18 protein-coding genes are annotated in these 23,587 nt (G+C 67.6%); 9 read left to right on the top strand and 9 right to left on the bottom strand.

The features are described from left to right. Positions 1 to 38: 38 nt before the first annotated feature. The 7 genes from DWG20_RS15085 to DWG20_RS15055 all read left to right on the top strand — a co-directional run bounded on the left by DWG20_RS15085 (position 39) and on the right by DWG20_RS15055 (position 7,415). A complete protein-coding gene (locus tag DWG20_RS15085; RefSeq protein WP_115434565.1) occupies positions 39 to 1,151 on the top strand; it encodes a c-type cytochrome in 1,113 nt (370 codons plus the stop codon). Between the two features lie 32 nt (positions 1,152 to 1,183). Then, positions 1,184 to 2,923, top strand: coding sequence for a cytochrome c oxidase subunit I (ctaD, locus tag DWG20_RS15080; protein WP_115434564.1), 1,740 nt, complete (start codon positions 1,184 to 1,186; stop codon positions 2,921 to 2,923). Between the two features lie 9 nt (positions 2,924 to 2,932). Further along, the gene (locus tag DWG20_RS15075; protein ID WP_220271972.1) at positions 2,933 to 3,556 is read left to right on the top strand and encodes a cytochrome c oxidase subunit 3; all 624 of its coding nucleotides are present in this window, start codon (positions 2,933 to 2,935) and stop codon (positions 3,554 to 3,556) included. Positions 3,557 to 3,588: 32 nt separating this feature from the next. Further along, positions 3,589 to 4,284, top strand: coding sequence for a heme-copper oxidase subunit III family protein (locus DWG20_RS15070; RefSeq protein WP_115434562.1), 696 nt, complete (start codon positions 3,589 to 3,591; stop codon positions 4,282 to 4,284). Between the two features lie 9 nt (positions 4,285 to 4,293). Beyond that, entirely contained in the window at positions 4,294 to 4,677 is a 384-nt protein-coding gene (locus DWG20_RS15065) for a cytochrome C oxidase subunit IV family protein (RefSeq protein WP_115434561.1), read from the top strand. Between the two features lie 93 nt (positions 4,678 to 4,770). Beyond that, positions 4,771 to 6,672: a M60 family metallopeptidase gene (locus tag DWG20_RS15060; protein WP_115434560.1), complete on the top strand. Its 1,902-nt coding sequence runs from the start codon at positions 4,771 to 4,773 to the stop codon at positions 6,670 to 6,672. 215 nt (positions 6,673 to 6,887) lie between these two features. Continuing rightward, positions 6,888 to 7,415, top strand: coding sequence for a putative antibiotic biosynthesis monooxygenase (locus DWG20_RS15055; RefSeq protein ID WP_220271971.1), 528 nt, complete (start codon positions 6,888 to 6,890; stop codon positions 7,413 to 7,415). Between the two features lie 23 nt (positions 7,416 to 7,438). Here the strand turns inward: DWG20_RS15055 and DWG20_RS15050 are convergent, their stop codons facing one another. The 5 genes from DWG20_RS15050 to DWG20_RS15030 form a co-directional block, all read right to left on the bottom strand. Continuing rightward, positions 7,439 to 9,133: a lactate permease LctP family transporter gene (locus DWG20_RS15050; RefSeq protein WP_115434559.1), complete on the bottom strand. Its 1,695-nt coding sequence runs from the start codon at positions 9,131 to 9,133 to the stop codon at positions 7,439 to 7,441. Between the two features lie 159 nt (positions 9,134 to 9,292). Beyond that, entirely contained in the window at positions 9,293 to 12,124 is a 2,832-nt protein-coding gene (locus tag DWG20_RS15045; RefSeq protein WP_115434558.1) for an FAD-binding and (Fe-S)-binding domain-containing protein, read from the bottom strand. After that, a complete protein-coding gene (locus DWG20_RS15040; protein WP_115434557.1) occupies positions 12,121 to 13,572 on the bottom strand; it encodes a LutB/LldF family L-lactate oxidation iron-sulfur protein in 1,452 nt (483 codons plus the stop codon). Before DWG20_RS15040 ends, DWG20_RS15045 begins: the two co-directional genes overlap by 4 nt. Beyond that, positions 13,569 to 14,267, bottom strand: a complete 699-nt coding sequence (locus tag DWG20_RS15035) for a LutC/YkgG family protein (protein ID WP_115434556.1) — start codon at positions 14,265 to 14,267, stop codon at positions 13,569 to 13,571. The genes DWG20_RS15040 and DWG20_RS15035 overlap by 4 nt, the downstream gene beginning before the upstream one ends. Next, a complete protein-coding gene (locus DWG20_RS15030) occupies positions 14,264 to 15,037 on the bottom strand; it encodes a (Fe-S)-binding protein (RefSeq protein ID WP_115434833.1) in 774 nt (257 codons plus the stop codon). The genes DWG20_RS15035 and DWG20_RS15030 overlap by 4 nt, the downstream gene beginning before the upstream one ends. A gap of 269 nt (positions 15,038 to 15,306) precedes the next feature. Here DWG20_RS15030 and DWG20_RS15025 point away from each other — a divergent pair, with 269 nt between their 5' ends. Then, entirely contained in the window at positions 15,307 to 16,077 is a 771-nt protein-coding gene (locus DWG20_RS15025) for an FCD domain-containing protein (protein WP_115434555.1), read from the top strand. Positions 16,078 to 16,156: 79 nt separating this feature from the next. Here the strand turns inward: DWG20_RS15025 and DWG20_RS15020 are convergent, their stop codons facing one another. The 4 genes from DWG20_RS15020 to gcvA form a co-directional block, all read right to left on the bottom strand. Next, positions 16,157 to 16,447, bottom strand: coding sequence for a hypothetical protein (locus DWG20_RS15020; RefSeq protein ID WP_115434554.1), 291 nt, complete (start codon positions 16,445 to 16,447; stop codon positions 16,157 to 16,159). A 121-nt stretch (positions 16,448 to 16,568) separates the two neighbouring features. Next, positions 16,569 to 16,838 (bottom strand): heavy metal-binding domain-containing protein, encoded by a 270-nt coding sequence (locus DWG20_RS15015; RefSeq protein WP_342767280.1) that lies wholly within the window; start codon positions 16,836 to 16,838, stop codon positions 16,569 to 16,571. 69 nt (positions 16,839 to 16,907) lie between these two features. Next, complete coding sequence (locus DWG20_RS15010; RefSeq protein ID WP_115434553.1) at positions 16,908 to 19,727, bottom strand: aconitate hydratase; 2,820 nt, start codon at positions 19,725 to 19,727, stop codon at positions 16,908 to 16,910. A gap of 136 nt (positions 19,728 to 19,863) precedes the next feature. After that, positions 19,864 to 20,766, bottom strand: coding sequence for a transcriptional regulator GcvA (gene gcvA, locus DWG20_RS15005; RefSeq protein ID WP_115434552.1), 903 nt, complete (start codon positions 20,764 to 20,766; stop codon positions 19,864 to 19,866). Between the two features lie 166 nt (positions 20,767 to 20,932). Between gcvA and acnB the strand changes: the two genes are divergently transcribed. Continuing rightward, positions 20,933 to 23,518, top strand: coding sequence for a bifunctional aconitate hydratase 2/2-methylisocitrate dehydratase (acnB, locus tag DWG20_RS15000; protein WP_115434551.1), 2,586 nt, complete (start codon positions 20,933 to 20,935; stop codon positions 23,516 to 23,518). Positions 23,519 to 23,587: the final 69 nt, after the last annotated feature.

Below are 23,587 nucleotides of genomic sequence, written 5' to 3'. Positions count from 1 at the left end.
GCGCGGCCTCGGCGACGACGGGAGAGGGGCGACAGCACATGGCACTCGCAATCGTCTTGATCGGCATCGCCGTCGCCGCCCTGCTGTTCCACGCGCTGAGCCCGTGGTGGCTCACGCCGCTCGCGTCCAATTGGGGCCAGATCGACAACACGCTGATCATCACGCTCGTCATCACCGGCGCCGTCTTCGTCGCCATCAACGTCTTCATCGCCTACGCGCTGATCCGCTATCGCCACCGCGCCGGCCATCGCGCCGCCTACGAACCCGAAAACAGGAAGCTCGAGCGCTGGCTGACCGGCATCACCGCCGTCGGCATCGTCGCGATGCTGGCGCCGGGGCTGCTCGTCTACGCCGAATACGTCACGCCGCCGAAGGACGCGTGGGTGCTCGAGGTGGTCGGCCAGCAGTGGCAGTGGAGCTTCCGCTTTCCCGGCGAAGACGGCCGGCTCGGCGCATCCGGCGCGCAGTATGTCGGCGCCGACAATCCTTTCGGGCTGAATCCCGCCGACTTTCGCGGCCGCGACGATGTCTTGGTGGCGGGCTCGGAAGTGCACCTGCCGCTGGGCAGGCCGATAAAGGTGCTGCTGCGCTCGAAAGACGTGCTGCACGGCTTCTTCGTGCCGCCGTTTCGCGCGCGCATGGACATGGTGCCGGGCATGGTCACGTATTTCTGGTTCACGCCGACCAAGGCCGGCCGCTTCGAGATCCTGTGCGCCGAGCTGTGCGGCGTCGGCCACTCCAATATGCGCGGCGAGGTGGTGGTCGAGGACGGGGCGGCTTTCCGCGCGTGGCTGAAAGCGCAGCCGACCTTCGCCGGCGCGCGGGCCGTGAAGGCCGCGATGAGCGCGGCCGAGCAGGGCCGTGGCATCGCCGAGGCGCGCGGCTGTTTCGCCTGCCACAGCGTCGACGGCAGCGCGAGCGTCGGTCCGGGCTGGAAGGGGCTGTTCGGGAGGACCGTGACCCTGGCCGACGGCAGCCGCCTCGTCGCCGACCAGGCCTATATCGCCGAATCGATCCGCAAGCCGGCGGCCAAGCTCGTGAAGGGCTACGCGCCTATCATGCCGCCGTTCGCGCTTGACGATGCCGACGTCGACGCGATCGGCGCCTACATCGCGGGCCTGGGCAAAAATGCCGTGAGCGGCGGCGAGTGACGGGCGATCCGTGCAAGCGAGGAGAGAGGACGATGGCTTACTCCACCGGCGAAGGCCACCCCGAGCCGCACGGCTTCTGGACGCGTTACGTCTGGAGCCAGGACCACAAGGTCATCGCCGTCCAGTACACGCTGACGGCGATCCTGATCGGCATCGTCGGGCTCGCGCTGTCCAGCCTGATGCGGCTGCAGCTCGGCTTTCCCGGCCGTTTCGATTTCATCGACGCGAATCACTACTACCAGTTCGTCACCATGCACGGGATGATCATGGTGATCTATCTGCTGACGGCGCTGTTCCTCGGCGGCTTCGGCAATTACCTGATCCCGCTGATGGTCGGCGCGCGCGACATGGTGTTTCCCTTCCTCAACATGCTGAGCTACTGGGTGTATCTGGTCGCGGTGCTGGTGCTGGTCGCGAGCTTCTTCGTGCCCGGCGGGCCGACCGGCGCCGGCTGGACGCTGTACCCGCCGCAGGCGATCCTGCCCGGCACGCCGGGCGCCGACTGGGGCATCGTCCTGATGCTGGTGTCGCTGATCATCTTCATCGTCGCGGCGACGATGGGCGGGCTCAACTACGTGACGACGGTGCTGCAGGCGCGCACCGAGGGCATGTCGCTGATGCGCCTGCCGCTGACGGTGTGGGGCATCTTCATGGCGACGGTGCTCGCGCTGATCGCTTTTCCGGCGCTGTTCGTCAGCGGCGTGATGATGCTGTTCGACAAGGTGCTCGGCACCAGCTTCTTCATGCCGGCGATCGTGTCGATGGGGCAGCAGCTCGACTATCAGGGCGGCAGCCCGCTGCTGTTCCAGCACCTGTTCTGGTTCTTCGGCCATCCCGAGGTCTACATCGTCGCGCTGCCGGCGTTCGGTATCGTGTCCGACCTGATCAGCACGCACGCGAGGAAGAACATCTTCGGCTACCGGATGATGGTGTGGGCGATCGTCGCGATCGGCGTTTTGAGCGTCGTCGTGTGGGCGCACCACATGTTCGTCAGCGGCATGAACCCGTACTTCGGCTTCTTCTTCGCGATCACCACGCTGGTGATCGCGATCCCGACCGCGATCAAGGTCTACAATTGGCTGTTGACGTTGTGGCGCGGCGACATCCATCTGACGGTGCCGATGCTGTTCGCGATCGGCTTCATCAGCATGTTCGTGATCGGCGGGCTGACCGGCCTGTTCCTCGGCAACGTCAGCGTCGACATCCCCTTGTCGGACACCTATTTCGTCGTCGCGCACTTCCACATGGTGATGGGCGTCGCGCCGATACTCGTCGTGTTCGGCGGCATCTATCACTGGTTCCCCAAGGTCACCGGGCGGATGCTGAACGACACGCTCGGCAAGCTGCACTTCTGGGTGACCTTCGTCGGCGCCTACGCGATCTTCTTCCCGATGCACTACCTCGGCTTTCTCGGCATGCCGCGCCGCTACTACGCGTACGACGGCTATCAGACGATCCCGGCATCGGCGCAGTCGCTGAACGCCTTCATCACCGTCGCCGCGCTGATCGTCGGCGCGACGCAACTCTTGTTCCTGTTCAACCTCGCGTGGAGCGCTTTTCGCGGCAGGCGTGCCGGCGGCAACCCGTGGGGCGCGACCACGCTCGAATGGCAGACGCCCGAGACGCCGCCCGGCCACGGCAACTGGGGGTCTGCGCAGCCGGTGGTGTACCGCTGGGCGTACGAATACAGCGTGCCCGGCGACGAGCGCGACTTCGTGCCGCAGAACGCCGCGCCCGAAGGCCCGGCCGTGGCCGAACGGCCGGCAGGCTGAGGAGCGATGATGGAAACGTCGATGCGGACATCGGGGCGGGGCAGGCTTGGCCGGGCCTGTCGCGAGAGCACGCCGGAGTCGGTCGCGCTGTCGGTCTTCATCGGCGTGGTCGGCGTGCTCTTTTCGCTGTTGATCGTCGCCTACGCGATGCGCATGCGCACCGGCGACTGGCGGACGCTGCCGGTGCCGTGGCAGCTGGGTTTGAGCACGGCTATGCTGATTTTGAGTAGCGCCTCGCTGCAGTGGGCGAGTGTAGCGGCACGACGTGGCGAGCGAAAAAGCCTTAACAAGGCGCTGCTCGCCACCGCCGTGTTCGCCGTCGCTTTCTTGGCGTCGCAGCTTTGGGTGTGGCAGCGGCTCGTCGAATTCGGCTACCTGGCCTCGGCCAACCCGGCCAACGGTTTTTTCTACCTGATCACCGGTCTGCACGGCCTGCATCTGGCAGGCGGTCTGGTGGCGCTGGGGCGGGCCGTCGCGCACAGCCGTCTAAGCGGGGCGGCGGCGCGGGTTCAGGCCAGCATCGCCTTGTGCGCGCGCTACTGGCACTTCCTGCTCGCGCTGTGGCTGGTGCTCTACGCTGCGTTGTCCTTCCTGACGCCGGCCATCGTCGCTTTCATTTGCGGCGCTTCCTGAGGGGGAAGCACGGTTTTCGTACGAGGTGAGCCATGGCGCAACGTCCCCCGACTTCCCGCGAAGATCTGCTCGCGTCGCCCGCCGGCTGGCAGGGCTTCGTCGCCGACTGGTCGGCCGACCGCGAGGCGTTCAAGGTGCCGTGGGGCAAGGCGATGATGTGGATCTTCCTCGTCAGCGACACCTTCGTCTTCAGCTGTTTCCTCGTCGGCTACATGACGGTGCGCGTGTCGACCACCGCCGTCTGGCCCAACCCGAGCGAAGTCTTCGCGCTGACGATAGGCGGCACGTCGGTCCCGTTGATCCTGATCGCGATCATGACCTTCATCCTGATCAGCAGCAGCGGCACGATGGCGATGGCGGTCAACTACGCCTACCGCCGCGAGCGCGTGAAAACGGCTTTGCTGATGCTGGCGACCGCCGCGTTCGGGGCCTCTTTCGTCGGTCTGCAGGCGTTCGAGTGGACCCATCTGATCGTCGACGAAGGCGTGCGGCCGTGGGGCAACGCGATGGGCGCGGCGCAGTTCGGCGCCGCCTTTTTTACGATCACCGGCTTTCACGGTCTGCATGTTTCGGCCGGCGTGATCTATCTGCTTGTCGTCGCGCTGAAGGTGCTGTTGGGCCGTTACGAGCGCAGTGGAAACTACCAGATCGTCGAGATCGCCGGCCTCTACTGGCACTTCGTCGACCTGGTATGGGTGTTCATCTTCGCGTTCTTCTACCTGTGGTGAGGCCGCGCCATGCAAACCGTTCCCGCCGCAGAGCACGCGTCCGGCCAGCAGCATCCGATCGGGCTCTACCTGAGGGTCTGGGCGCTGCTGTTCGTGCTCAGTACGCTGTCTTATCTGGTCGACTACTTCCGCATCGAAGGCTATCTGCGCTGGTTTTTGATCGTCGCCTTCATGCTGATGAAGGCCGGGCTGATCATCGCCGTCTTCATGCATATGCGCTGGGAGCGGCTGGCGCTGATCGTCGCGATCCTGCTGCCGCCGTTTTGCCTCCTGGTGCTGGTCGGGCTGATGCATGTCGAGGCGGACTACACCTTCTCGACGCGCGGCGCCTATTTCACGAGCGACGTTCAGCAGACGGCGGTGCACCCCGGAACGGGGCAGGAAAGACGTTAGACTGGCCGCGGTGGTCTAGGGGCGCTGAGGCCGGGAAACGAGCCGTCATTCGATCTTTAGCGTGCCTGCGCGCGATGGCGTTCGAGGGGCGCAATGAGCGACTCGCAGTTGAATCAACCGTCCATCAGGGGTAGATCACAAGCCCGGCTTGCCATGCTCGGCAAGGGGCTCGCCGCCGGCGTGCTGGTCTGGCCGGCGTTCGCCTTCGCGCAGCTGCCGGGCGACCTGCTGATTTCCGGCGCTCGCGGCTGGTGCGTCGCGCGAGCGGGCGATGCGGCGGCGCCCACCGACAAAGTCATCGCCGCCGCGTGCGACGGTAGCGATCCGCGCCAGCGCTGGGTGTTCGACGCGGCGGCGGTGCAGCCGGCCAGCGATCCGGCGCTGTGCCTGTCCGGTCGTCCCGGCGACGGCGGCGCGTTGGCGCTGGCCGCTTGCGACAGCCGCAGCGGGACGCAGCCGTGGACGTTGGCCGAGCAGGGTCTGCATCTCGGCGAAGCGGCGCTGACGCTCTCGCGCGACAACAAGCTGGTCGTGGTGGCGACAAACGACGCGGGGTTCGAGCCACGTTGGACGCGGCTGTCAGAGCTCGCCGCCCGGGTCGACGCGGGCAGGTCGGTCGTCATCCAGTACCCGATCGCGGCGACCGATACCGCGTCGCTCGAACTGGAACGCGCGCGCCACGTCGTGAACCAGCTGACCCCGCCGGACGAGCCCTTGCCGGCGCCGCGCGACGTGTCGGCCTTCCCCGGCGAGGTGCCCGCCGACGCGCCTCGCGTCACCGAAACCGTGTCGCTCGACCGCCGTTTTACGCGCTTCAGCCACGTCGGCTGGAGCCAGAAGCCGAAGAACTGGCTGGCGACCGGCCTCTACGCGCCGGCCGGCGAAGTCGTCACCGTCACCGCGTCGGACGACGCGGCCGCGCTGGCCGGCGTGTCGCTGCGCATCGGCGCGAACACCGACGTGATCGCACGCACGAAGCCCGGCGAGACGGTAGACCGCTACGCCAGCGTCAGCCTTGCCGTACCGCTCAAACCCGGCGTGAACCGCGTGCGCAGCCAGTATGGCGGCCTCGTGATCGTCGAGTCGGCAGGCTCGGCCAACGTGACGCTGCCGCTGACGATCGCCGGCGCGGTGAAGGCGCCGCGCTTCAGGCTGGGCACCGACAGCAACGCCGACTGGGCGCTCGCGCGCAACAATCCGGCGCCGTGGGCGGTGCTCGAAGGCGACAAGGCGCTGCTGGTCGTGCCGTCGAGCCAGGTCAGAGAACTCGAAGACGCACAAAGCGTGATGAAGGCCTACGACACCGCGCAGCAAGCGGCGATGGACCTGGCCGGTTTCGACGGCTCGTCGTCCCTGCATCCCAGGCTGCACGGCCGGCAGTGGTTCGTCGAAGACCGGCAGATCAGCGTCGGCTACGGCCATGCCGGCTTCCCGATCATGACGCGGCTCGACTGGAGGCTCGCCAGCGTCGACGCGGCGACCAACTGGGGCGTGATGCACGAAACCGGCCACAACTACCAGGCGCTCTGCCTGTGGGCGGCGCGTTACGGGCTGGAGTCGACGGTGAACCTGATCCCGCTCTACGTCGCCGAGACGCTGCGCGGCCGGCCTGCGCTGATCGGCACGCTGCGCTTTTCGAGGGCGATCGCCAAGCTCGGTCCGGGCTTCGACTTCGACCGCAACGCCGACAAGGACGACAAGCTCGTCTTTCTCGCCCAGCTGCGCTACGCGTTCCCTGACCTGGGCTGGGCGCTGTTCCGGCAACTGAACCGCCGCTACCGCGAACTGCCGGCCTCCGGGCAGCGCGCGATCTGCGCGAGCGAGGCGAGGCAGACCGACACGCTGCTCGAATTGCTGTCCGACGTCGTCGGCCGCGACCTCTCGTCCCACTTCCTGAACTGGGGCGTGCCGGTGTCGGCCGGCGCGCTGTCGCGCGTCAGGTCGCGGGGTCTGCCCGCGCCGTCGTTTCCCACCTGGCTGGTCAATCCGGAATGAACGCGCCGATAGCGAACGGCCAATGACAGGAGCGGCGTTTGCTTGTTCAATGCTAAGGCCCGCCCCGACCGGGGGTGGGGCTTGAGCGGCCCGCCACCGTGGGCCCGCTTCCGACGACAAGCAGGAGAACCCGACATGTCCGCATCGCCCATCGAACCCGTTACCTTGCTCGTTTCGCGGCGCGTCGCGCCGGCGCGCTACCGCGGCTTTCTCGCGTGACCCGGCGCGGAGAGCGCCTCGCGGCCGGCTTCGCCGGCTTTCTCGGCGCCGGAATGTTCTTGCCGCCCGAGGGCGGCGACGAATACCAGGTCGTGTTCCGCTTCGCCGACGAGGCGTGCCTCGCGTGCTGGGCCGACTCGGCCGAGCGGCGCGACTGGCTGCGCGAAGGCGCCGAACTGGTGCACGACAGTCGCGTGCGCTGCGCGAGTGGGCTCGACGCCTGGTTCGGCCCCGCGCCGTCGGCGCCGCCGCGCTGGAAGCAGGCGGTGGCGATCTGGCTGGCCTTCTTCCCGGTGTCGCTGGCCTTCACGCTGCTGCTGGGCGAGCGTCTGGCCGCGCTGCCGGTGTTCTGGCGCGTGCTGTCGAGCACGGCGATCCTGACCCCCGGTGATGGTCTTCGTCTTCATCCCGTTCGCGACACGGCTGTTGCGGCGCTGGCTGCAGCCGGCCGCGCTGCCGGCGCGGCGCGTCGCGAGCGACTGAGGGCTGTCAAAAAAAACGGGCGGCCGAGGCCGCCCGAATGAGGGTCGAAGCAAACGGGCGGGGCTTAGAAGCCCAGCGGGAAGTAGTAGGCCATCGCGTAGGTCAGCACGCCGACGAAGGCGCAGAAGATCAGGCTGTGCTTGACGGTGAAGCGGAACAGGTCGGCCTCCTTGCCCACGAGGCCCACGGCGGCGCACGCGACGGCGATCGATTGCGGCGAGATCATCTTGCCGGTCACGCCGCCGGTGGTGTTCGCCGCGACGAGCAGGGTGTCCGACACGCCGATCTGGTGCGCGGTGGTCGCCTGCAGCGAGCCGAACAGCGCGTTCGACGAGGTGTCCGAGCCGGTCAGGAACACGCCGAGCCAGCCGAGGAAGGGCGAGAAGAACGGGAAGGCGCCGCCGGTGCCGGCCAGCACCAGCGCCAGCGTCGACGACAGGCCCGAATAGTTGGCGACGAAGGCGAACGCGAGCACCATGCCGATCGAGTAGATCGGGCGCTTCAGTTCGACGAGCGTTTCGAAGAAGGTCTTCGCGCCGTCGGCCGGTTTCATCTTCAGCACCGCCATCGCGATCAGCGCCGAGAAGAAGATCGCGGTGCCGGTGGCCGAGAACAGGTCGAGCTTGAACACCGCCTCGTAGGGCTTGGCGTCGGTCACGATCGGGGCGACCTTGACCACCAGGTTGTCCAGGTGCGGCACGTGGAACTTGAACACCCACGAGGCGAGCGCGCCGTCCTTCGCGAACAGCGCCTTGAACGGCTTCAGGCTCCAGATGGTGACGATGACGGTCAGGATGATGAACGGCGACCACGCCTTGGCGACCTGGCCGAGGCTGTACTCGAGCGGTTTCTTGTCGGGACGCTGCGCGCCGCCGCCAAAGCCGCCGACGCTGACCGAACCGCCGATGCCGCCCATGCCGGCGGCGGCGAAGGTGAACACCTGCTTCGGCTGCCATACCTTGAGGAAGGCGGTCAGGCACACCAGGCTCACCAGCGCCGAGGTGATGTCCGGCAGCTCCGGGCCGATGTAGTTCGACGTGAAGTACTGCGTCACCGCGAACGACACCCCCGCGACCAGCGCGGCGGGCCAGGTCTCCTTCACGCCCTTGACGCCGTCCATCATCATGACCAGCCAGAACGGCACGATGACCGACAGGATGGGCAGCTGGTGACCGGCGGCCGCGCCGATGTGGAACGGGTCGAGGCCGGTGACCTGGCCGGCGACGATGATCGGGATGCCCATCGCGCCGAACGCCACCGGCGCGGTGTTGGCGATCAGGCACAGGCCGGCCGCGTACAGCGGGTTGAAGCCGAGGCCGACGAGCAGCGCGGCGGTGATCGCCACCGGCGCGCCGAAGCCGGCCGCGCCCTCGAGGAAGGCGCCGAATGAGAAGCCGACCAGCAGCATCTGCAGGCGCTGGTCCTCGGTCACCGACAGCACCGACGCGCGGATGATGTCGAACTGGCCGGTCTTGACGGTGATCTTGTACAGGAACACCGCGGCGACGATGATCCACGCGATCGGCCAGATGCCGTAGGCGAAGCCGAAGCCGGCGGCGGCGAAGGCCATGTCGGCCGGCATCTGGTAGACGAAGATCGCGATCGCCAGCGAGATGGCGACGGTGATGGTGCCGGCGACGTGGCCCTTCATGCGCAGCACGGCGAGCGCGACGAAGAAGAAGGCGATCGGGATGGCGGCTACCAGGGCCGAAAGGCCGAGGCTGCCCAAGGGGGCGTACACCTGGGTCCAGGTCTGCATGGTCAAACACTCCTCTTGCCCCGGCGCAAGGCGGGGCTCGGTCAAAACAATCGGAAGGGGGCCGCGCGGGCGGCAAGGTTGGCCGAGGTTCAGCCGAGGGCGTCGTCGGGGATCTTCATGGTTCTCTCCTTTGATGCGGGTCGTGGTGTTGCGGCCGGCTTATCGCTGCCGGCTCGGTTCGGGTGTCGGGGTGGTGCAGAAGTCGAGCAGCGCCTCGATGCTGTGGTAGTCGCGGCCCGAGTGGGTGCTCAGGCCGATCTGGCAGGTGCGGCTCATCGACACGCCGGCGCCGCAGTCGTCGGGCAGGCTGGCCTTCAGTCCGCGCAGGCCGTTGGCGTTCAATTCCGGCAGCGTGAAGCCCTTGCCGCCGGCGAAGCCGCAGCAGGCGATGTCGGGCACGACAATCTCGTCGGCGCAGGCGCGCGCCAGCGCCAGCAGCTTGCCGCCGACGCCCATCTTGCTGGCGCTGCACGGCACGTGGACCGCCAGCCGCGGCAGCTTCGCGGCGATGGTCAGGCGCAGCAGCACCGCCTCGGCGAGGTAGCTGGCCGGGTCGTGGAGCTTGAGCCGCGCGTCGAGCCGTCCGGCCTTCTGCGCGTCGATCAGCCGCAGCGAGCACGGGCTGTTGTCCAGGTAGACCGGGATCGCGCCGGTTTTCGACGCCTTCAGCAGCGCCGCCTCGACGGCGGCGAGCGCCGCGTCGGCGGCGGCTGTCGCGCCGGCCGACTCGAACGGCTGGCCGCAGCACAGGCTGGCCTGGCCGTCCGGGTAGACTGCCGCGATGCCGGCGCGCGCGAACAGGCGCAGCGTGCTTGCCGCGACGCTTTCGGTCCCGTCGCGGCCCTCGGCCAACGTCCGGTTCACGCAGCTGACCAGGTACACCACCTGCGGCGAGCCGGCCGAACGCATCGGCTTGGGGTCGGGCAGGGCGGCGGCTGGGCCCGGCGTGCCCTCGGGCGGCACCGGCAAGAGCGGGAAGGTCTTTTTCAGCGTGCGGGCGACCCTGGCCGAGCTGTCGCCGAGCTGGCGGTTGAGGAACAGTCCGAAGCGCGCGCCGGCGGTCGCCGCCGCCATGTGGCGCTGCGCGAGGCCGGCCAGCGGCGACGGCGATGCGGGCGCGCCGAGCTTCTTCATCAAGAGGCCGGTGTTGATGCCGACCGGGCAGCGCGTCGCGCACATGCCGGTCGCCGCGCAGCTGTCGACGCCGACGTAGCGGTAGCGCGCGCGGTAGGCGGCTAGCTCTTCGGAGTCCGGCTCGGTGCGCGACAGCTGCTGCATGCGGCGCCACAGCACGATGCGCTGGCGCGGCGTCAGCGTGAGGCCGTTGGACGGGCAGGCCGGCTCGCAGAAGCCGCATTCGATGCAGTGGTCGACGATCGCGTCGGCCGCCGGCATCGCCTTCAGGTTTTCCAGGTGGACGCGCGCGTTGCCGCTGATGATCACGTCCGGGTTCAGCAAGTTGTCCGGGTCGAACGCCGCCTTGATCGCGCACATCACCGCGTAGGCCGCGTCGCCCCATTCCTGGCGCACGAACGGCGCGACGTTGCGGCCGGTGCCGTGCTCGGCCTTCAGCGAGCCGCCGTATTCGCCGGCGACCAGGTCGGCCACCGCCTGCATGAAGCCGTCGTAGCGGTCGATCTCGGCCCGGGTGTCGAAGCTCGGCGTGAAGCAGAAGTGCAGATTGCCCTCGAGCGCATGGCCGAAGATCAGCGCCTCGGCGTAGCCGTAGCGGTCGAACAGCGCGGTCAGGCGGCGCACGCCGTCGGCCAGGTATTCGATCGGGAAGGCGACGTCCTCGATGACGACCGTCGTGCCGACCGGGCGCACCGCGCCGACCGCCGGGAACAGCCCCTTGCGCACCGCCCAGTAGGTGTCGCAGACGCCGGCGTCGGTCGAGAAGCCGCTGTGCGCGCTCGGCGAAAAACCGGCGAGCACCGCGTTGCTGGCGGCGATCTGCTCGGCCAACCTTGCCGCGCTCTCGGCGCGCGTCTCGATCAGCAGGCACGCGGTCGCGTCGCCGATCTCGCCGTAGATGAAGTCGGGCAGGCCCTTCTTGCCCTGGATCGCCCTGAGGCTCCGCGCGTCGATCAGTTCGACCGACTCCACCGGCGCGGACTGCTTGAGCGCGGTGACCGCGCGGCAGCAACGGTCCAGTTCGTCGAACAGCACCAGCGCGCTCGCCTTGTGCGGCTGGTCGGGCACGGTGTGGTAGGTGATCTCGCCGATGAAGCCGAGCGTGCCCTCCGAGCCGATCATCAGGTGCGCGAGCATGTCGACCGGGTCGGCAAAGTCGACCAGCGCGTTGATGCCGTAGCCGGTGGTGTTCTTCAGCCGGTACTTGTGGCGGATTTTTTCTTCGAGCGCGGCGTCGGCGCGGATGTCGGCAGAGAGCTCGGCCAAGGTGGCAAGCAGCGTCGCGTGGCTGGCTCGGAAGGCCGCGACGCTCGCCGCGTCGCCGGTGTCGAGCAGCGTGCCGTCGGCCAGCGTCACGCGCAGCGTATCGAGCGTGTGGTAGCTGTTCTGGCGGGTGCCGCAGCACATGCCGGACGAGTTGTTGGCCGCGATGCCGCCGATCTTGGCGGTGGCGATCGACGCCGGGTCCGGGCCGATCTTGCGGCCGAACGGCGCCAGAAGCGCGTTGGCGCGGCTGCCGATCAGGCCGGGCGCAAGGCGCACGCGCGCGCCGCCGTCCAGCACCTCGCCGTGCGCGAAGCCGTCGCCGAGTACCACCAGCACCGAGTCGCTGACCGCCTGGCCCGACAGGCTGGTGCCGGCGGCGCGGAAGGTCACCGCGACCTTGTGCTCGCGGGCGAGGCGTAGCACGTGGCCGACCTCGGCCTCGTTGTCGACCTTGACGACGGCCTGCGGCACGAGCCGGTAGAAGCTCGCGTCGGTGCCGAAGGCCAGCGTCGAAACCGGGTCGGTGTAGATCCGGTTCGCCGGTACGAAGCCGGCGAGCTCCCGGGCGAATGCCTGGTGCGCCGGGCTCATCGCGCGGTCTCCTTGCGGCGTTCGCGCATCAGCTCGTGCAGCGTCTTCGGCGCCGGCTTCATCGGCACGTGGTTCTGCGTCCAGCCGAGCTGGTGTCTGGGTGTCAGGCCCCTGAGGCGGGTCGCCGCCCAGCCGAAGAATCTATACGCGCCGGGCTTGCTGTAGACGCCGGACCACAGCCGCCAGGCGAGCTTGACCTCGCGGTCGACGCCGGCGCCCTGGCCGCGCAGCGGATGCGCGACTTTCTCGTGCGGGTCGCGCACCGACTCCTCCCTGAGGCGCATCAGCATCTCGGGGATCGGGATCTTGACCGGGCAGACCTCGCCGCAGGCGCCGCACAGGCTCGACGCGGTCGGCAGGTCGACGGTGTTCTCGAGCCCCAGCATGTGCGGCGAGATGATCTGGCCGATCGGGCCCGGGTAGACGGTGCCGTAGGCGTGCCCGCCGATGCGGGTGTAGACCGGGCAGTGGTTCATGCACGCGCCGCAGCGGATGCACTGCAGCGTCTTCCTGAGCTGCTCATCCGAATAGGCCTGCGAGCGGCCGTTGTCGAGCAGCACCAGGTGCACTTCGCGCGGGCCATCCATCTCGCCCTCGCGGCGCGGGCTGCTGATCATGTTGAAGTAGGTCGTCACCGGCTGGCCGGTCGCCGAGCGGGTCAGCAGGCTGTAAAGCGGCACCACGTCGGCCAGCTTCTCGATCACCTTCTCGATGCCGGTGATCGCGATGTGCATGTCGGGCACGGTGGTGCACATGCGGCCGTTGCCCTCGTTCTCGACGAGGCACAGCGTGCCGGTCTCGGCGATGGCGAAGTTGACACCCGAGACGCCGACGTCGGCGGTCACGTACATCTGGCGCAGCGCCTGGCGGCCGATCTGGATCAGCGCGTCGACGTCCTCGGTGTACGGGGTGTCCGGGATGTGCTCGCTGAATAATTTGGCGATGTCGGCACGGGTCTTGTGGATGGCCGGCATGATGATGTGGCTCGGCTTCTCGCCGGCGAGCTGGACGATGTACTCGCCCATGTCGCTCTCGATCGCGGTCACGCCGCGCGCCTCGAGATAGTGGTTGAGTTCGGTCTCCTCGCTGACCATAGACTTGCCCTTGACCGCGAGCTTGCCGCCCTTCGCGGCGATCAGGCCGTGGATGATGGCGTTGGCTTCCTCTGTCGTCTCGGCCCAGTGCACGGTGACGCCGTTCTCGTTCAGCTTCGCTTCCAGCCGTTCGAGCAGCTCCGGCAGCCTGGCGAGGCTCTTCTGGCGGATGCTCTCGCCCAGTTTCCTGAGTTCGGCCAACTCGTGCGCGTCCGGGAATTGCGCGGCGCGCTTGCCCATCAGGAAGTCCATCGCGCCGCGGAAGCTTTGCCGCAGGTTCGAATCGGCCAGCGCCGCGCGGGCGTTGGCCTTGAAGTCGCGCGACGGGTAGTAGGTGAGGGTGGCTTCGTTCATGCGTCGGCCTCCAGGTCGGCAAGGTCGATGTCGTCGGGCACCACGGCCAGCACCACCAGTTCGCGCGGGCCGTGCGCGCCGTAGGCGACGGTCTGCTGGATGTCCGAGGTCTTGGACGGGCCGGAAATCAGCAGCGCGTTGGTCGGCATGCCGGCGGCCCAGTTCTCGGTGCTCATCGCCGAGAAGAAGTCCGGGTGGAGCGTGCGGGTGTCGAACAGCGCGAAGTGGATAGGCGGCACCAGGCTCATCGTGCGCGGCTCGTCCTGGCCGGGCCAAGCGATCAGCGAGCCGGTCAGCGCGATGCCGGCGCGCACGCGGGTGAACGCGGCGTCGACCGTGTTGAACAGCGTCGCCTTCCAGCCGTCGATCGGCCGGTCAAAGCCGAGGCGCAGCGGCGGCTCGGCCAGTTCGGCCAGCGCGGCGGCGGCGCGCGCGCCGTGCGCGGTAGACGGCGCCAGCAGCAGCGTCCTGACGCCACGCGTGGCGACCTCCTCGGCCAATGTCTGCGGCCAGTCGGACTCGCGCACCCACAGCACTTCGGTGCGCACCGCGCGCATCAGCGCGGCCCAGTGTTTCAGCGCCGTAAGCCCCACGAGTTTTTCGGTGCCGGCGTAGTAGGCGGCGACGTCGGCTTCGACGGGCGCCGATCGCGGCGCGGCGCGCAGCTTGCCGAGGATGGTGTCGCGCGCGCTCATGCCGCCCCTCCGGTCCGCTTCAGCAGGAAGCTCGCCAGGTGTTCGCCGGCGAAGGCGTCGCCGTCCTTTTCGAGCTTGCCGTTGATGTTCATCATGCAGCCGCAGTCGGCCGTCACGAATTGTTCGGCGCCGCTGTCCTTCAGCGCGGCGGCCTTGTCGGCGACCATCGCGCCGGCGATGTCCGGGTGGCGAACCGAGAACACGCCGCCGAAGCCGCAGCATTCGGCCTCGCGCTCGTGCACCACGCGCCTGACGTTGGCGAGGCGGTCGACCAGCGCCCAGCCCTTGACGTGGGTGTCCATCTCGCGGCGCGCGCTGCAGGAGGTGTGCACGGCCAGCGTCAAAGGTTGGCCGAGGTCGGTCGGCCACCAGTCGAGCGCGTTCAGCAGGAAGCCGGCGAATTCGACGATGCGGCCGGCGACCTCGAGCGCGCGCGCCTCGTCGGGCGTGCCGGCGAACAGGGTGGGCCAGTGGTGCTTCATCATGCCGGCGCAGGAGCCGGACGGCACGACGATGGGCCAGGGCTCGGGGAACAGCGCGAGCTGGGCGCGCGCCACCCGGCGCGCGGCGGCGGTCTCGCCGCTGGTGTAGGCCGGCTGGCCGCAGCAGCTTTGCGCGTCCGGGTAGTGCACCCGCACACCCTCGCGCTCGATCAGCGTGACGGCGTCGAGTCCGGCCTGCGGCTGGAACACGTCGATCAGACAGGTGCCGAAGAAGTACACGTCGGCTGGCTTCGGAGGGTGGCTCACGGCTGCGTCCCGTTGGTTAATTGGTAAGACCAATATTTTTGCGATAACTGCAATCTAGAGCGAACGATCTGGGCTGTCAATGCGTGTTTTCGGCGTATTCGCCGATTGCGTGGAGGATGAGAGGGTTTATAATTGGTAAGACCAATTTGTATTTTGTGCCGTCGGGGCGGATCGACAAGCCGCCCGGCGCGCGGGACGCCGTTTCCTGTGTCGCCGCGACGCGCCGTCCGGGCTGGCCGCCGGCGTGTTGCGGCTGGCAGAATGTCGTCTTTGAGCAACAGGTGAGTGCGATGGGGTATCAGCGGGTGAACGTGCCGCGTCTGTCCGACGAAATCATGCGGCAACTGGAGGAGCGCATCCTCGGCGGCGCGCTCAAGCCCGGCGACCGGCTGCCGCCCGAGCGGGTGCTGGCCGAGGAGCTCGGCGTGTCGCGCCCGTCGCTCAGGGAGGCGATCCAGAAGCTCGCCGCGCGCGGCCTGCTGCAAAGCCGTCAGGGCGGCGGCACCTACGTCACCGACCAGCTCGGCGCGTCCTTCACAGACCCGTGGCAGCAGATGCTCTCCAGTCACCCGCACCTGCAGGACGACGTGCTCGAGTTCCGCCGCGTGCTCGAGGGCACGGCGGCGGCGTTCGCCGCGCAGCGCGCGACCGACGCCGACCTGGTCCGCCTCGAAGGCTTGATGAATACGCTGGAAAGCGCCTACGCCGGCGGCGACCTCGCCGCGCAGGCGGAGGCCGACGTCGCCTTCCACCTCGGCGTCGCCGAGGCCTCGCACAACCTGCTGTTCGCGCACCTGATCTCCAGCCTGCTGACCACGCTGAACACGCATGTGAAGAACAATATCGCCGGTCTGTTCGACGTCGGCCCGGTGTCGGACGAACTGTTGTCGCAGCACCGCGCGATCTGGCGCGCGATCAACGACCGGCGCCCGGCGGCGGCGCGCGAGGCGGCCGAGGCGCACATCGACTTCGTCGCCGAGACGCTCGACCAGCTCAAGACCGAGGCCGAGCGGCGCGAGCGCGCGCTGGCGCGGCTCGCCCACCACGACGCCGGGCGCTGACGCGCCGGCGTCGGGACATAAAAGGCTCGGCCAACCTCGCAAGGTTGGCCGAGCCTTTATTCCGTGCGGCGAAAGCGGGTCAGCCGCGCCGCACCCAGACCACCTTGCCGTTCTCGACGCCGAGGTTGCGCCGGTCCGGCCGGTAGTCCATCGTGCCGGGCAGGCTCTGGCCGTCGCGCTGGGAGACCCGCCACGGGCAGCCGGCGAGCAGCGCGTCGGCCTCGGCCTCGGCCTTGCCGACCAGCGACGCGTCGTCCATCTTGGCGGCGGCGCACGCCGGGCCGGGAGCGGCGTGAGAAGCGGCTTGCGGACCGGGCGTCGCGCAGCCGGCCAGCGCCGCGAGCGCGGCAAGGATCAGCAGCTTGTTCATGATTTTCCTTCTTGCGGGGTGGTGCACCCGCCGGGGGGGGGGGGCGAGGGTGGCGCGCAGCGGGCTTTGCGTTTGGCGCGCGGCTAGTCGACGCGCACCGCGGTGCCGCTGACGCTGACCATCAGCATGCTGCCCGACTGGCCGACGACCTCATAGTGACCACCGCGTTGGCGCCGATCGCGCGTGCGGCTTCCTCAATCTCGGACAGCGCGATCTGGCGTGCCTTCTTCAGCTCGTTCTCGTATGCGGCCGAGCGCCCGCCGACGATGTCGCGGATGCTCGCGAACAGGTCCTTGAAGATGTTGGCGCCGACGATGGCCTCGCCGGTGACGATGCCCTTGTACTCGACGATGCGCTGGCCTTCGACGCTAGGCGTGCTGGTCACGATCATGAATGTTCTCCGTGAATTTTGAGGGAAAGCTTGACCGAGCCCCGGCCGTTCGGCCGGGGCAGGGGGACTTTAGGTGCGGCTCAGCAGCTCGCGCAGCACGTAGGGCAGGATGCCGCCGTGGCGGTAGTAGTCGACTTCGATCGGCGTGTCGATGCGGCACAGCACCGTCACCCGGTCGACCTTGCCGTCGGCCCGTTTGATCACCAGCGTCAGGTCCTGCTGCGGTTTGAGCGCGTCGGTGACGCCTTCGATGTCGAAGCTTTCCGTTCCGTCGATGCCTAGGCCTTCCCAGCTGCCGCCGTCCTTGAACTGCAAGGGCAATACACCCATGCCGACGAGGTTGTTCCTGTGGATGCGCTCGAAGCTCTTGGCGACGACCGCCTTCACGCCGAGAAGCTGCGTGCCCTTGGCCGCCCAGTCGCGGCTCGAGCCGGTGCCGTATTCCTCGCCGGCGAACACCACGGTCGGCACGCCACGTTGGATGTATTCCATCGCCGCGTCGTACACCGTGGCCTGCTTGCCGTCGAGCAGCGTGAAGCCGCCCTCTACGCGGCTGCCGTCGGCGTTTGCCGGCAGCATCAGGTTCTTCACGCGAACGTTGGCGAAGGTGCCGCGGATCATCACGTCGTGGTTGCCGCGCCGGCTGCCGTAGCTGTTGAAGTCGGGCTTCTGCACGCCCTCGGCCAACAGATAACGCCCGGCCGGCGTGGTCTCCTTGAACGAACCGGCCGGCGAGATGTGGTCGGTGGTCACCGAGTCGCCGAGCAGCAACAGCGCGCGCGCGCCCTTGATATCGGGCAAGGCGCCAGGCGTCATCAAGAAGCCGTCGAAGAACGGCGGACGCGCGATATACGTCGACTTCGGCCAGCTGTAGACCTGGCCGGATGGCGCGGCGATCGCGTTCCACAGGTCGTGGTCGCGTGTGAAGTCGGCGTACAGGCGCCGGTAGGTGTTGGCGTCGAGCGCGGTATCCAAGAGGGCGCCGACCTCGTCGCTCGTCGGCCAGACGTCCTTGAGGAAGACCGGCGCGCCCTTGTCGTCGCTGCCCAAGGGCTCGGTCGTCAGGTCGATATTGGCGCGGCCGGCGAGCGCGAACGCGACCACCAAGGGCGGCGAGGCGAGGAAGTTGGCCTTGATGTTCGGGTGGATGCGCGCCTCGAAGTTGCGGTTGCCCGACAGCACCGCCGCGCAGACGAGGTTGTTCTTGTTGATCGTGTCGTTGAACTCGGGCCTCAGGTCGCCGGCGTTGCCGATGCAGGTCGTGCAGCCGTAGGCGGCGACGTTGAAACCGAGCTTGTCCAGATAAGGCTGCAGGCCGGTCTTGGAGAGGTATTCGCTGACGACGCGCGAGCCCGGTGCGAGGCTGGTCTTCACGCGTGGGTGGACGGTGAGGCCTTTCTCTACCGCTTTCTTGGCCAAGAGGCCCGCCGCGAGCAGCACGCCCGGGTTCGACGTGTTGGTGCAACTGGTGATCGCCGCGATCAGCACGTCGCCGTGGCCGAGGTCGATCTGCCCGCCGTCGTGCGGCGCGACATGGTCGGACGTCGGCCGGTTGTCGACCATCTCGACCAGATCGGCCGGCGCGGGCGTGTCCTGTGTGAGCTGCTGCGTGTCGTCGGAACACTCCTGGCCGTTGGGCCCGGTCGTATAACGTCGGCCGAGCTCGGCGGCGGCGCGGCCGAAGCCGTTGTCGGCGATCGGCGCCGACAACAGCCGTTCGAAGGTGGCGCGCATCTCAGGCAGCTCGATGCGGTCCTGCGGCCGTTTCGGGCCGGCGAGGCTGGGGACGATGGTGGATAGATCGAGCTTCAGCGTCTTGCTGTAGTCGATGTCGCCTTGCTTCGGCACGCCGAACAGCTGCTGCGCGCGGAAGTAGGCTTCGAAGCGCTCGACCTCGGCGTCCTCGCGGCCGGTCCGTTTCATGTAGTCGACCGTCTTCTCGTCGACCGGGAAGAAGCCCATCGTCGCGCCGTACTCGGGCGCCATATTGGCGATCGTCGCGCGGTCGGTGACGGTGAGGCTGGCGGTGCCGGAGCCGAAGAACTCGACGAACTTGCCGACCACCTTCTCGCGGCGCAACAGCTCGGTGATCGTCAGCACCAGGTCGGTCGCGGTGATGCCCTCATTCAACTTGCCGGTCAGCTCGACGCCGACCACGTCGGGCGTCAGGAAATACACGGGTTGGCCGAGCATGCCGGCCTCGGCCTCGATGCCGCCGACGCCCCAGCCGACCACGCCGACGCCGTTGATCATCGTCGTGTGGCTGTCGGTGCCGACCAGCGTGTCGGGGTAGAGCACGCCGTCCTTCTGTTGCACGCCACGGAACAGGTATTCCAGGTTCACCTGGTGGACGATGCCGACGCCGGGCGGAACCACTTTAAAAGTATCGAACGCCTGCATTCCCCACTTCATGAACTGGTAGCGCTCGTTATTGCGAGTGAATTCCAGCTCCATATTGTGTTGCAGCGCCTGCGGCGTGCCGTACTCGTCGATCATCACCGAGTGGTCGACCACCAGGTCTACCGGTACCAGCGGTTCGATCGTCTTCGGGTTCTTGCCTTGCGCGTCGGCGACGTTGCGCATCGCGGCGAGGTCGGCCAGGAGCGGCACGCCGGTGAAGTCCTGCAGCACGACGCGCGCGACGACGAAGGGAATCTCGTCGACGCGCGGCGCGGTCGGGCCCCAGTTGGCCAGCTGCTTCACATGCTCGGCCGTCACCTTCTTGCCGTCGCAGTTGCGCAGCACCGCTTCGAGCACGATGCGGATCGACACCGGCAGCCGGGACACCGGGCCGACGCCGGCGGCCTCGAGCGCCGGCAGGCTGAAGTAATCGAAGTTGCCGCCGGGCAGCGACAGTGTCTGGCGGGTGTTCTCGAAACGGTGGGTCATGGCAGGCTCCTTGTTCCGTCGCGGTCGGGGGCGCGTGCGGCCTCCGCCGTTGCCGGGGGATGGGGGAAAGGCGGGTGCGGCTATCCTTTAAATCTATGGCTCGGCGAAGGCTGTGGGGCAAGTCCGACGCCGCTGATCAAACCACGTGTTTCGTTTTCAGGCGCTCGGCGCAGTCTTCCAGCCACTGGCAGAAGGCGTTCGTCGCAGCATCGTCGATCGCGGCGCGCGGCACCACCCAGCAGTAATCGCGCACCGGCACCACCGGCACGGACAGCGGTGCGACGAGACGTCCGGCGTCGATCAGGCTCTGCGCCATCGGCAGCGGCCCGAGTACGACGCCGAGGCCATCCATCGCCGCCTGCAGCGCCAGATAAAAATGGTCGAAGTGCAGCGTGCTCGCGGGTTTGAGTTCGGGCACGCCGGCCAGCGTCAGCCAGCGCTGCCACGCGGTAGGGCGCGTGTCGGCGTATAGCAGCGTATGCGCGGCGAGATCGGCGGGCGACGCGATCGGCGCCTTGTCCAGCAGACCCGAACTGCATAAGGGCAGTTCCCATTCGTCGAGAAAAGGCTTGGCGATGTAGCCGGGCCAGTCGCCGGGGCCGCGGCGGATCGCGACGTCGAACGGCGTGTCGAGCCGGCTGATGTCGCGGTCGGAGGTCATGATTCGGAACTCGATCTCGGGAAACCGTTCGCGGAAAGCCGGCAGTCGCGGCAGCAGCCAGTACATCGCCAGCGTCGGCGTCGAGTTGATCGTCAAGCGGCGCTGCCGGTCGGGCTGCAACAATTGCGACGTCGCGTTGGCGATCAGGTCGAGCCCGTCCTGAACCTGCACCAGGTAGCGCCAGCCGGTGTCGGTCAGCCTGACACGCCCGCCGGCGCGCTCGAACAGTTTCACGCCCAGCCAGTCTTCGAGCTGCTTGATCTGCTTGCTCACAGCGCCGTGGGTGACGAAGAGTTCGTTGGCGGCGGCGGAAAAGCTTTCCAGCCGTGCCGCGGCCTCGAAAATGCGCAGCGCGTTGAGGGGAGGGTAGGTACTCATGCTGTGATTTTATCTCACAGTCGCTGTGGCGATTACTCGTTTGTCTGGACTAGTCGGAGCGCGTACTCTTCGTGCGATCATCATTGGCCCGAATTCCTTGTTTGCCGACAGGCGGTGGTGACGCCGCCGGCGAACGCATTGCCAACCCCGCAAAAAGGTTAAATCTATGCTCGAAGTCTACCGTCAGCATGTTGCCGAGCGCGCCGCGCTGGGCATTCCGCCGCTCCCGCTCACCGCGCGCCAGACCGAAGAACTGGTCGAACTGTTGAAGAATCCGCCGGCCGGCGAAGAAGACGTCCTCGTAGACCTGATCACGTACCGCGTACCGCCGGGCGTCGACGATGCGGCCAAGGTGAAGGCGTCCTTCCTTGCCGCGGTCGCCGAAGGCAGCGTCGCCTGTGGCCTGATTTCGCGCGAGAAGGCGACCGAACTCTTGGGCACCATGGTGGGCGGTTACAACATCAAGCCGCTGATCGACCTCTTGGACGACGCCGCGCTGGCGCAAATCGCCGCCAACGCGCTGAAGAAAACCCTGCTGATGTTCGACGCCTTCCACGACGTGAAGGAGAAGCTGGACCAGGGCAACGCCTTCGCGCGAGAAGTGATCGAATCCTGGGCCAACGCCGAGTGGTTCACCAGCCGTCCGGAAGTGGCCGACAAGATCACCGTGACCGTGTTCAAGGTCACCGGCGAAACCAACACCGACGACCTGTCGCCGGCGCCTGATGCGTGGTCCCGCCCGGACATCCCGCTGCATTATCTCGCGATGCTGAAGAACGCCCGTCCCGGCATCGTCCCGGAAGAAGACGGCAAGCGCGGCCCGATCCAGTTCATCGAAGACCTGAAGAAGAAGGGCAACCTGGTCGCCTACGTCGGCGACGTGGTCGGCACCGGCTCCTCGCGCAAATCCGCGACCAACAGTGTGATCTGGGCGACCGGCGAAGACATCCCGTTCGTGCCGAACAAACGCTTCGGCGGCGTGTGCCTCGGCGGCAAGATCGCGCCGATCTTCTTCAACACGCAGGAAGACTCGGGCGCGCTGCCGATCGAGGTCGACGTGTCGAAGATGGACATGGGCGACGTGGTCGACATCTACCCGTACGAAGGCAAGATCGAGAAGAACGGCGAAGTGATTTCGACCTTCGCGCTTAAGTCCGACGTGATCCTCGACGAAGTGCGCGCCGGCGGCCGTATCAACCTGATCATCGGCCGTGGCCTGACCGGCAAGGCGCGCGAAGCGCTGAATCTTCCGGCGTCGAGCGAGTTCCGCCTGCCGCAAGCGCCGGCGGCGTCGACCAAGGGTTTCACGCTCGCGCAGAAGATGGTCGGCCGAGCCTGTGGCCTGCCTGAAGGCCAGGGCGTGCGCCCGGGCACCTACTGCGAACCGAAGATGACCACCGTCGGCTCGCAGGACACCACCGGCCCGATGACGCGCGACGAGCTGAAAGACCTCGCCTGCCTCGGCTTCTCGGCCGACCTCGTGATGCAGTCGTTCTGCCACACAGCGGCGTACCCGAAGCCGGTCGACGTGAAGACGCACAAGGAGCTGCCGGCGTTCATCTCGACCCGTGGCGGCGTTTCGCTGCGCCCGGGCGACGGCGTGATCCACTCGTGGCTCAACCGCCTGTTGCTGCCGGATACCGTCGGCACCGGCGGCGACTCGCACACCCGCTTCCCCGTAGGCATCTCCTTCCCGGCCGGTTCGGGCCTCGTGGCCTTCGCCGCCGCGACCGGTGTGATGCCGCTCGACATGCCCGAATCGGTGCTGGTGCGCTTCAAGGGTGAACTGCAGCCGGGCGTCACGCTGCGTGACCTCGTCAACGCGATCCCGCTCTACGCGATCAAGCAGGGCCTGTTGACCGTCGCCAAGGCCGGCAAGAAGAACGAGTTCTCGGGCAAGATCCTCGAGATCGAAGGGCTGCCGAACCTGAAGGTCGAGCAGGCGTTCGAGCTGTCCGACGCGTCGGCCGAGCGTTCGGCCGCCGGCTGCACCGTGCGCCTCGCCAAGGAGCCGATCGTCGAGTACATGAAGTCGAACATCACCTTGATGAAGGTGATGATCGCCGAAGGCTATCAGGATGCCCGTACGCTGGCGCGCCGCATCAAGGCGATGGAAGAGTGGATCGAGGGCGGCGAACTGTTGCAGCCGGACGCCGACGCCGAGTACGCCGCCGTGATCGAGATCGACCTGGCCGACATCCACGAGCCGATCGTCGCGTGCCCGAACGACCCGGACGACGTGAAGACGCTGTCCGAAGTCGCCGGCGCCACCATCGACGAGGTGTTCATCGGTTCGTGCATGACCAACATCGGTCACTTCCGCGCTGCAAGTAAGCTCCTGGAAGGCAAGCGCGACATCCCGGTGAAGCTGTGGATCGCGCCGCCGACCAAGATGGACGCGCAGCAGTTGACCAAGGAAGGCCACTATGGCGTGTTCGGCACCGCCGGTGCCCGCACCGAGATGCCGGGCTGCTCGCTGTGCATGGGCAACCAGGCGCAGGTGCGCGAAGGCGCGACCGTGATGTCGACTTCGACCCGCAACTTCCCGAACCGTCTGGGCAAGAACACCAACGTGTATCTGGGCTCGGCGGAACTGGCGGCGATCTGCTCCAAGCTCGGCCGCATCCCGAGCAAGGACGAGTACATGGCCGACATCGGCGTCATCGACAAGCAGGCCGACGACGTCTACCAGTATCTGAACTTCGACCAGATCGATGACTTCAAGGAAGTGGCCGACGCCGTCAAGGCGTAAACGCGACCGAGGTCCGATGCAAAACCCCGCCTTCGATATGAAGGGCGGGGTTTTTTCTTGCCCGTACGC

It is taken from the genome of Crenobacter cavernae, assembly GCF_003355495.1.
Taxonomy (GTDB): Bacteria; Pseudomonadota; Gammaproteobacteria; order Burkholderiales; family Chromobacteriaceae; genus Crenobacter; species Crenobacter cavernae.
The sequence above is the reverse complement of the archived record's forward strand: the minus strand, read 5'-3'. Positions and strand labels throughout refer to the sequence as shown.

What these genes read in the sequence shown, in the direction of transcription:
- DWG20_RS15085 (WP_115434565.1), top strand. Translation starts at nt 39, where the DNA reads ATGGCACTCGCAATCGTCTTGATCGGCATCGCCGTCGCCGCCCTGCTG.
- ctaD (WP_115434564.1), top strand. Translation starts at nt 1,184, where the DNA reads ATGGCTTACTCCACCGGCGAAGGCCACCCCGAGCCGCACGGCTTCTGG.
- DWG20_RS15075 (WP_220271972.1), top strand. Translation starts at nt 2,933, where the DNA reads ATGGAAACGTCGATGCGGACATCGGGGCGGGGCAGGCTTGGCCGGGCC.
- DWG20_RS15070 (WP_115434562.1), top strand. Translation starts at nt 3,589, where the DNA reads ATGGCGCAACGTCCCCCGACTTCCCGCGAAGATCTGCTCGCGTCGCCC.
- DWG20_RS15065 (WP_115434561.1), top strand. Translation starts at nt 4,294, where the DNA reads ATGCAAACCGTTCCCGCCGCAGAGCACGCGTCCGGCCAGCAGCATCCG.
- DWG20_RS15060 (WP_115434560.1), top strand. Translation starts at nt 4,771, where the DNA reads ATGAGCGACTCGCAGTTGAATCAACCGTCCATCAGGGGTAGATCACAA.
- DWG20_RS15050 (WP_115434559.1), bottom strand. Translation starts at nt 9,133, where the DNA reads ATGCAGACCTGGACCCAGGTGTACGCCCCCTTGGGCAGCCTCGGCCTT.
- DWG20_RS15045 (WP_115434558.1), bottom strand. Translation starts at nt 12,124, where the DNA reads ATGAGCCCGGCGCACCAGGCATTCGCCCGGGAGCTCGCCGGCTTCGTA.
- DWG20_RS15040 (WP_115434557.1), bottom strand. Translation starts at nt 13,572, where the DNA reads ATGAACGAAGCCACCCTCACCTACTACCCGTCGCGCGACTTCAAGGCC.
- DWG20_RS15035 (WP_115434556.1), bottom strand. Translation starts at nt 14,267, where the DNA reads ATGAGCGCGCGCGACACCATCCTCGGCAAGCTGCGCGCCGCGCCGCGA.
- DWG20_RS15025 (WP_115434555.1), top strand. Translation starts at nt 15,307, where the DNA reads ATGGGGTATCAGCGGGTGAACGTGCCGCGTCTGTCCGACGAAATCATG.
- DWG20_RS15020 (WP_115434554.1), bottom strand. Translation starts at nt 16,447, where the DNA reads ATGAACAAGCTGCTGATCCTTGCCGCGCTCGCGGCGCTGGCCGGCTGC.
- DWG20_RS15015 (WP_342767280.1), bottom strand. Translation starts at nt 16,838, where the DNA reads ATGATCGTGACCAGCACGCCTAGCGTCGAAGGCCAGCGCATCGTCGAG.
- DWG20_RS15010 (WP_115434553.1), bottom strand. Translation starts at nt 19,727, where the DNA reads ATGACCCACCGTTTCGAGAACACCCGCCAGACACTGTCGCTGCCCGGC.
- gcvA (WP_115434552.1), bottom strand. Translation starts at nt 20,766, where the DNA reads ATGAGTACCTACCCTCCCCTCAACGCGCTGCGCATTTTCGAGGCCGCG.
- acnB (WP_115434551.1), top strand. Translation starts at nt 20,933, where the DNA reads ATGCTCGAAGTCTACCGTCAGCATGTTGCCGAGCGCGCCGCGCTGGGC.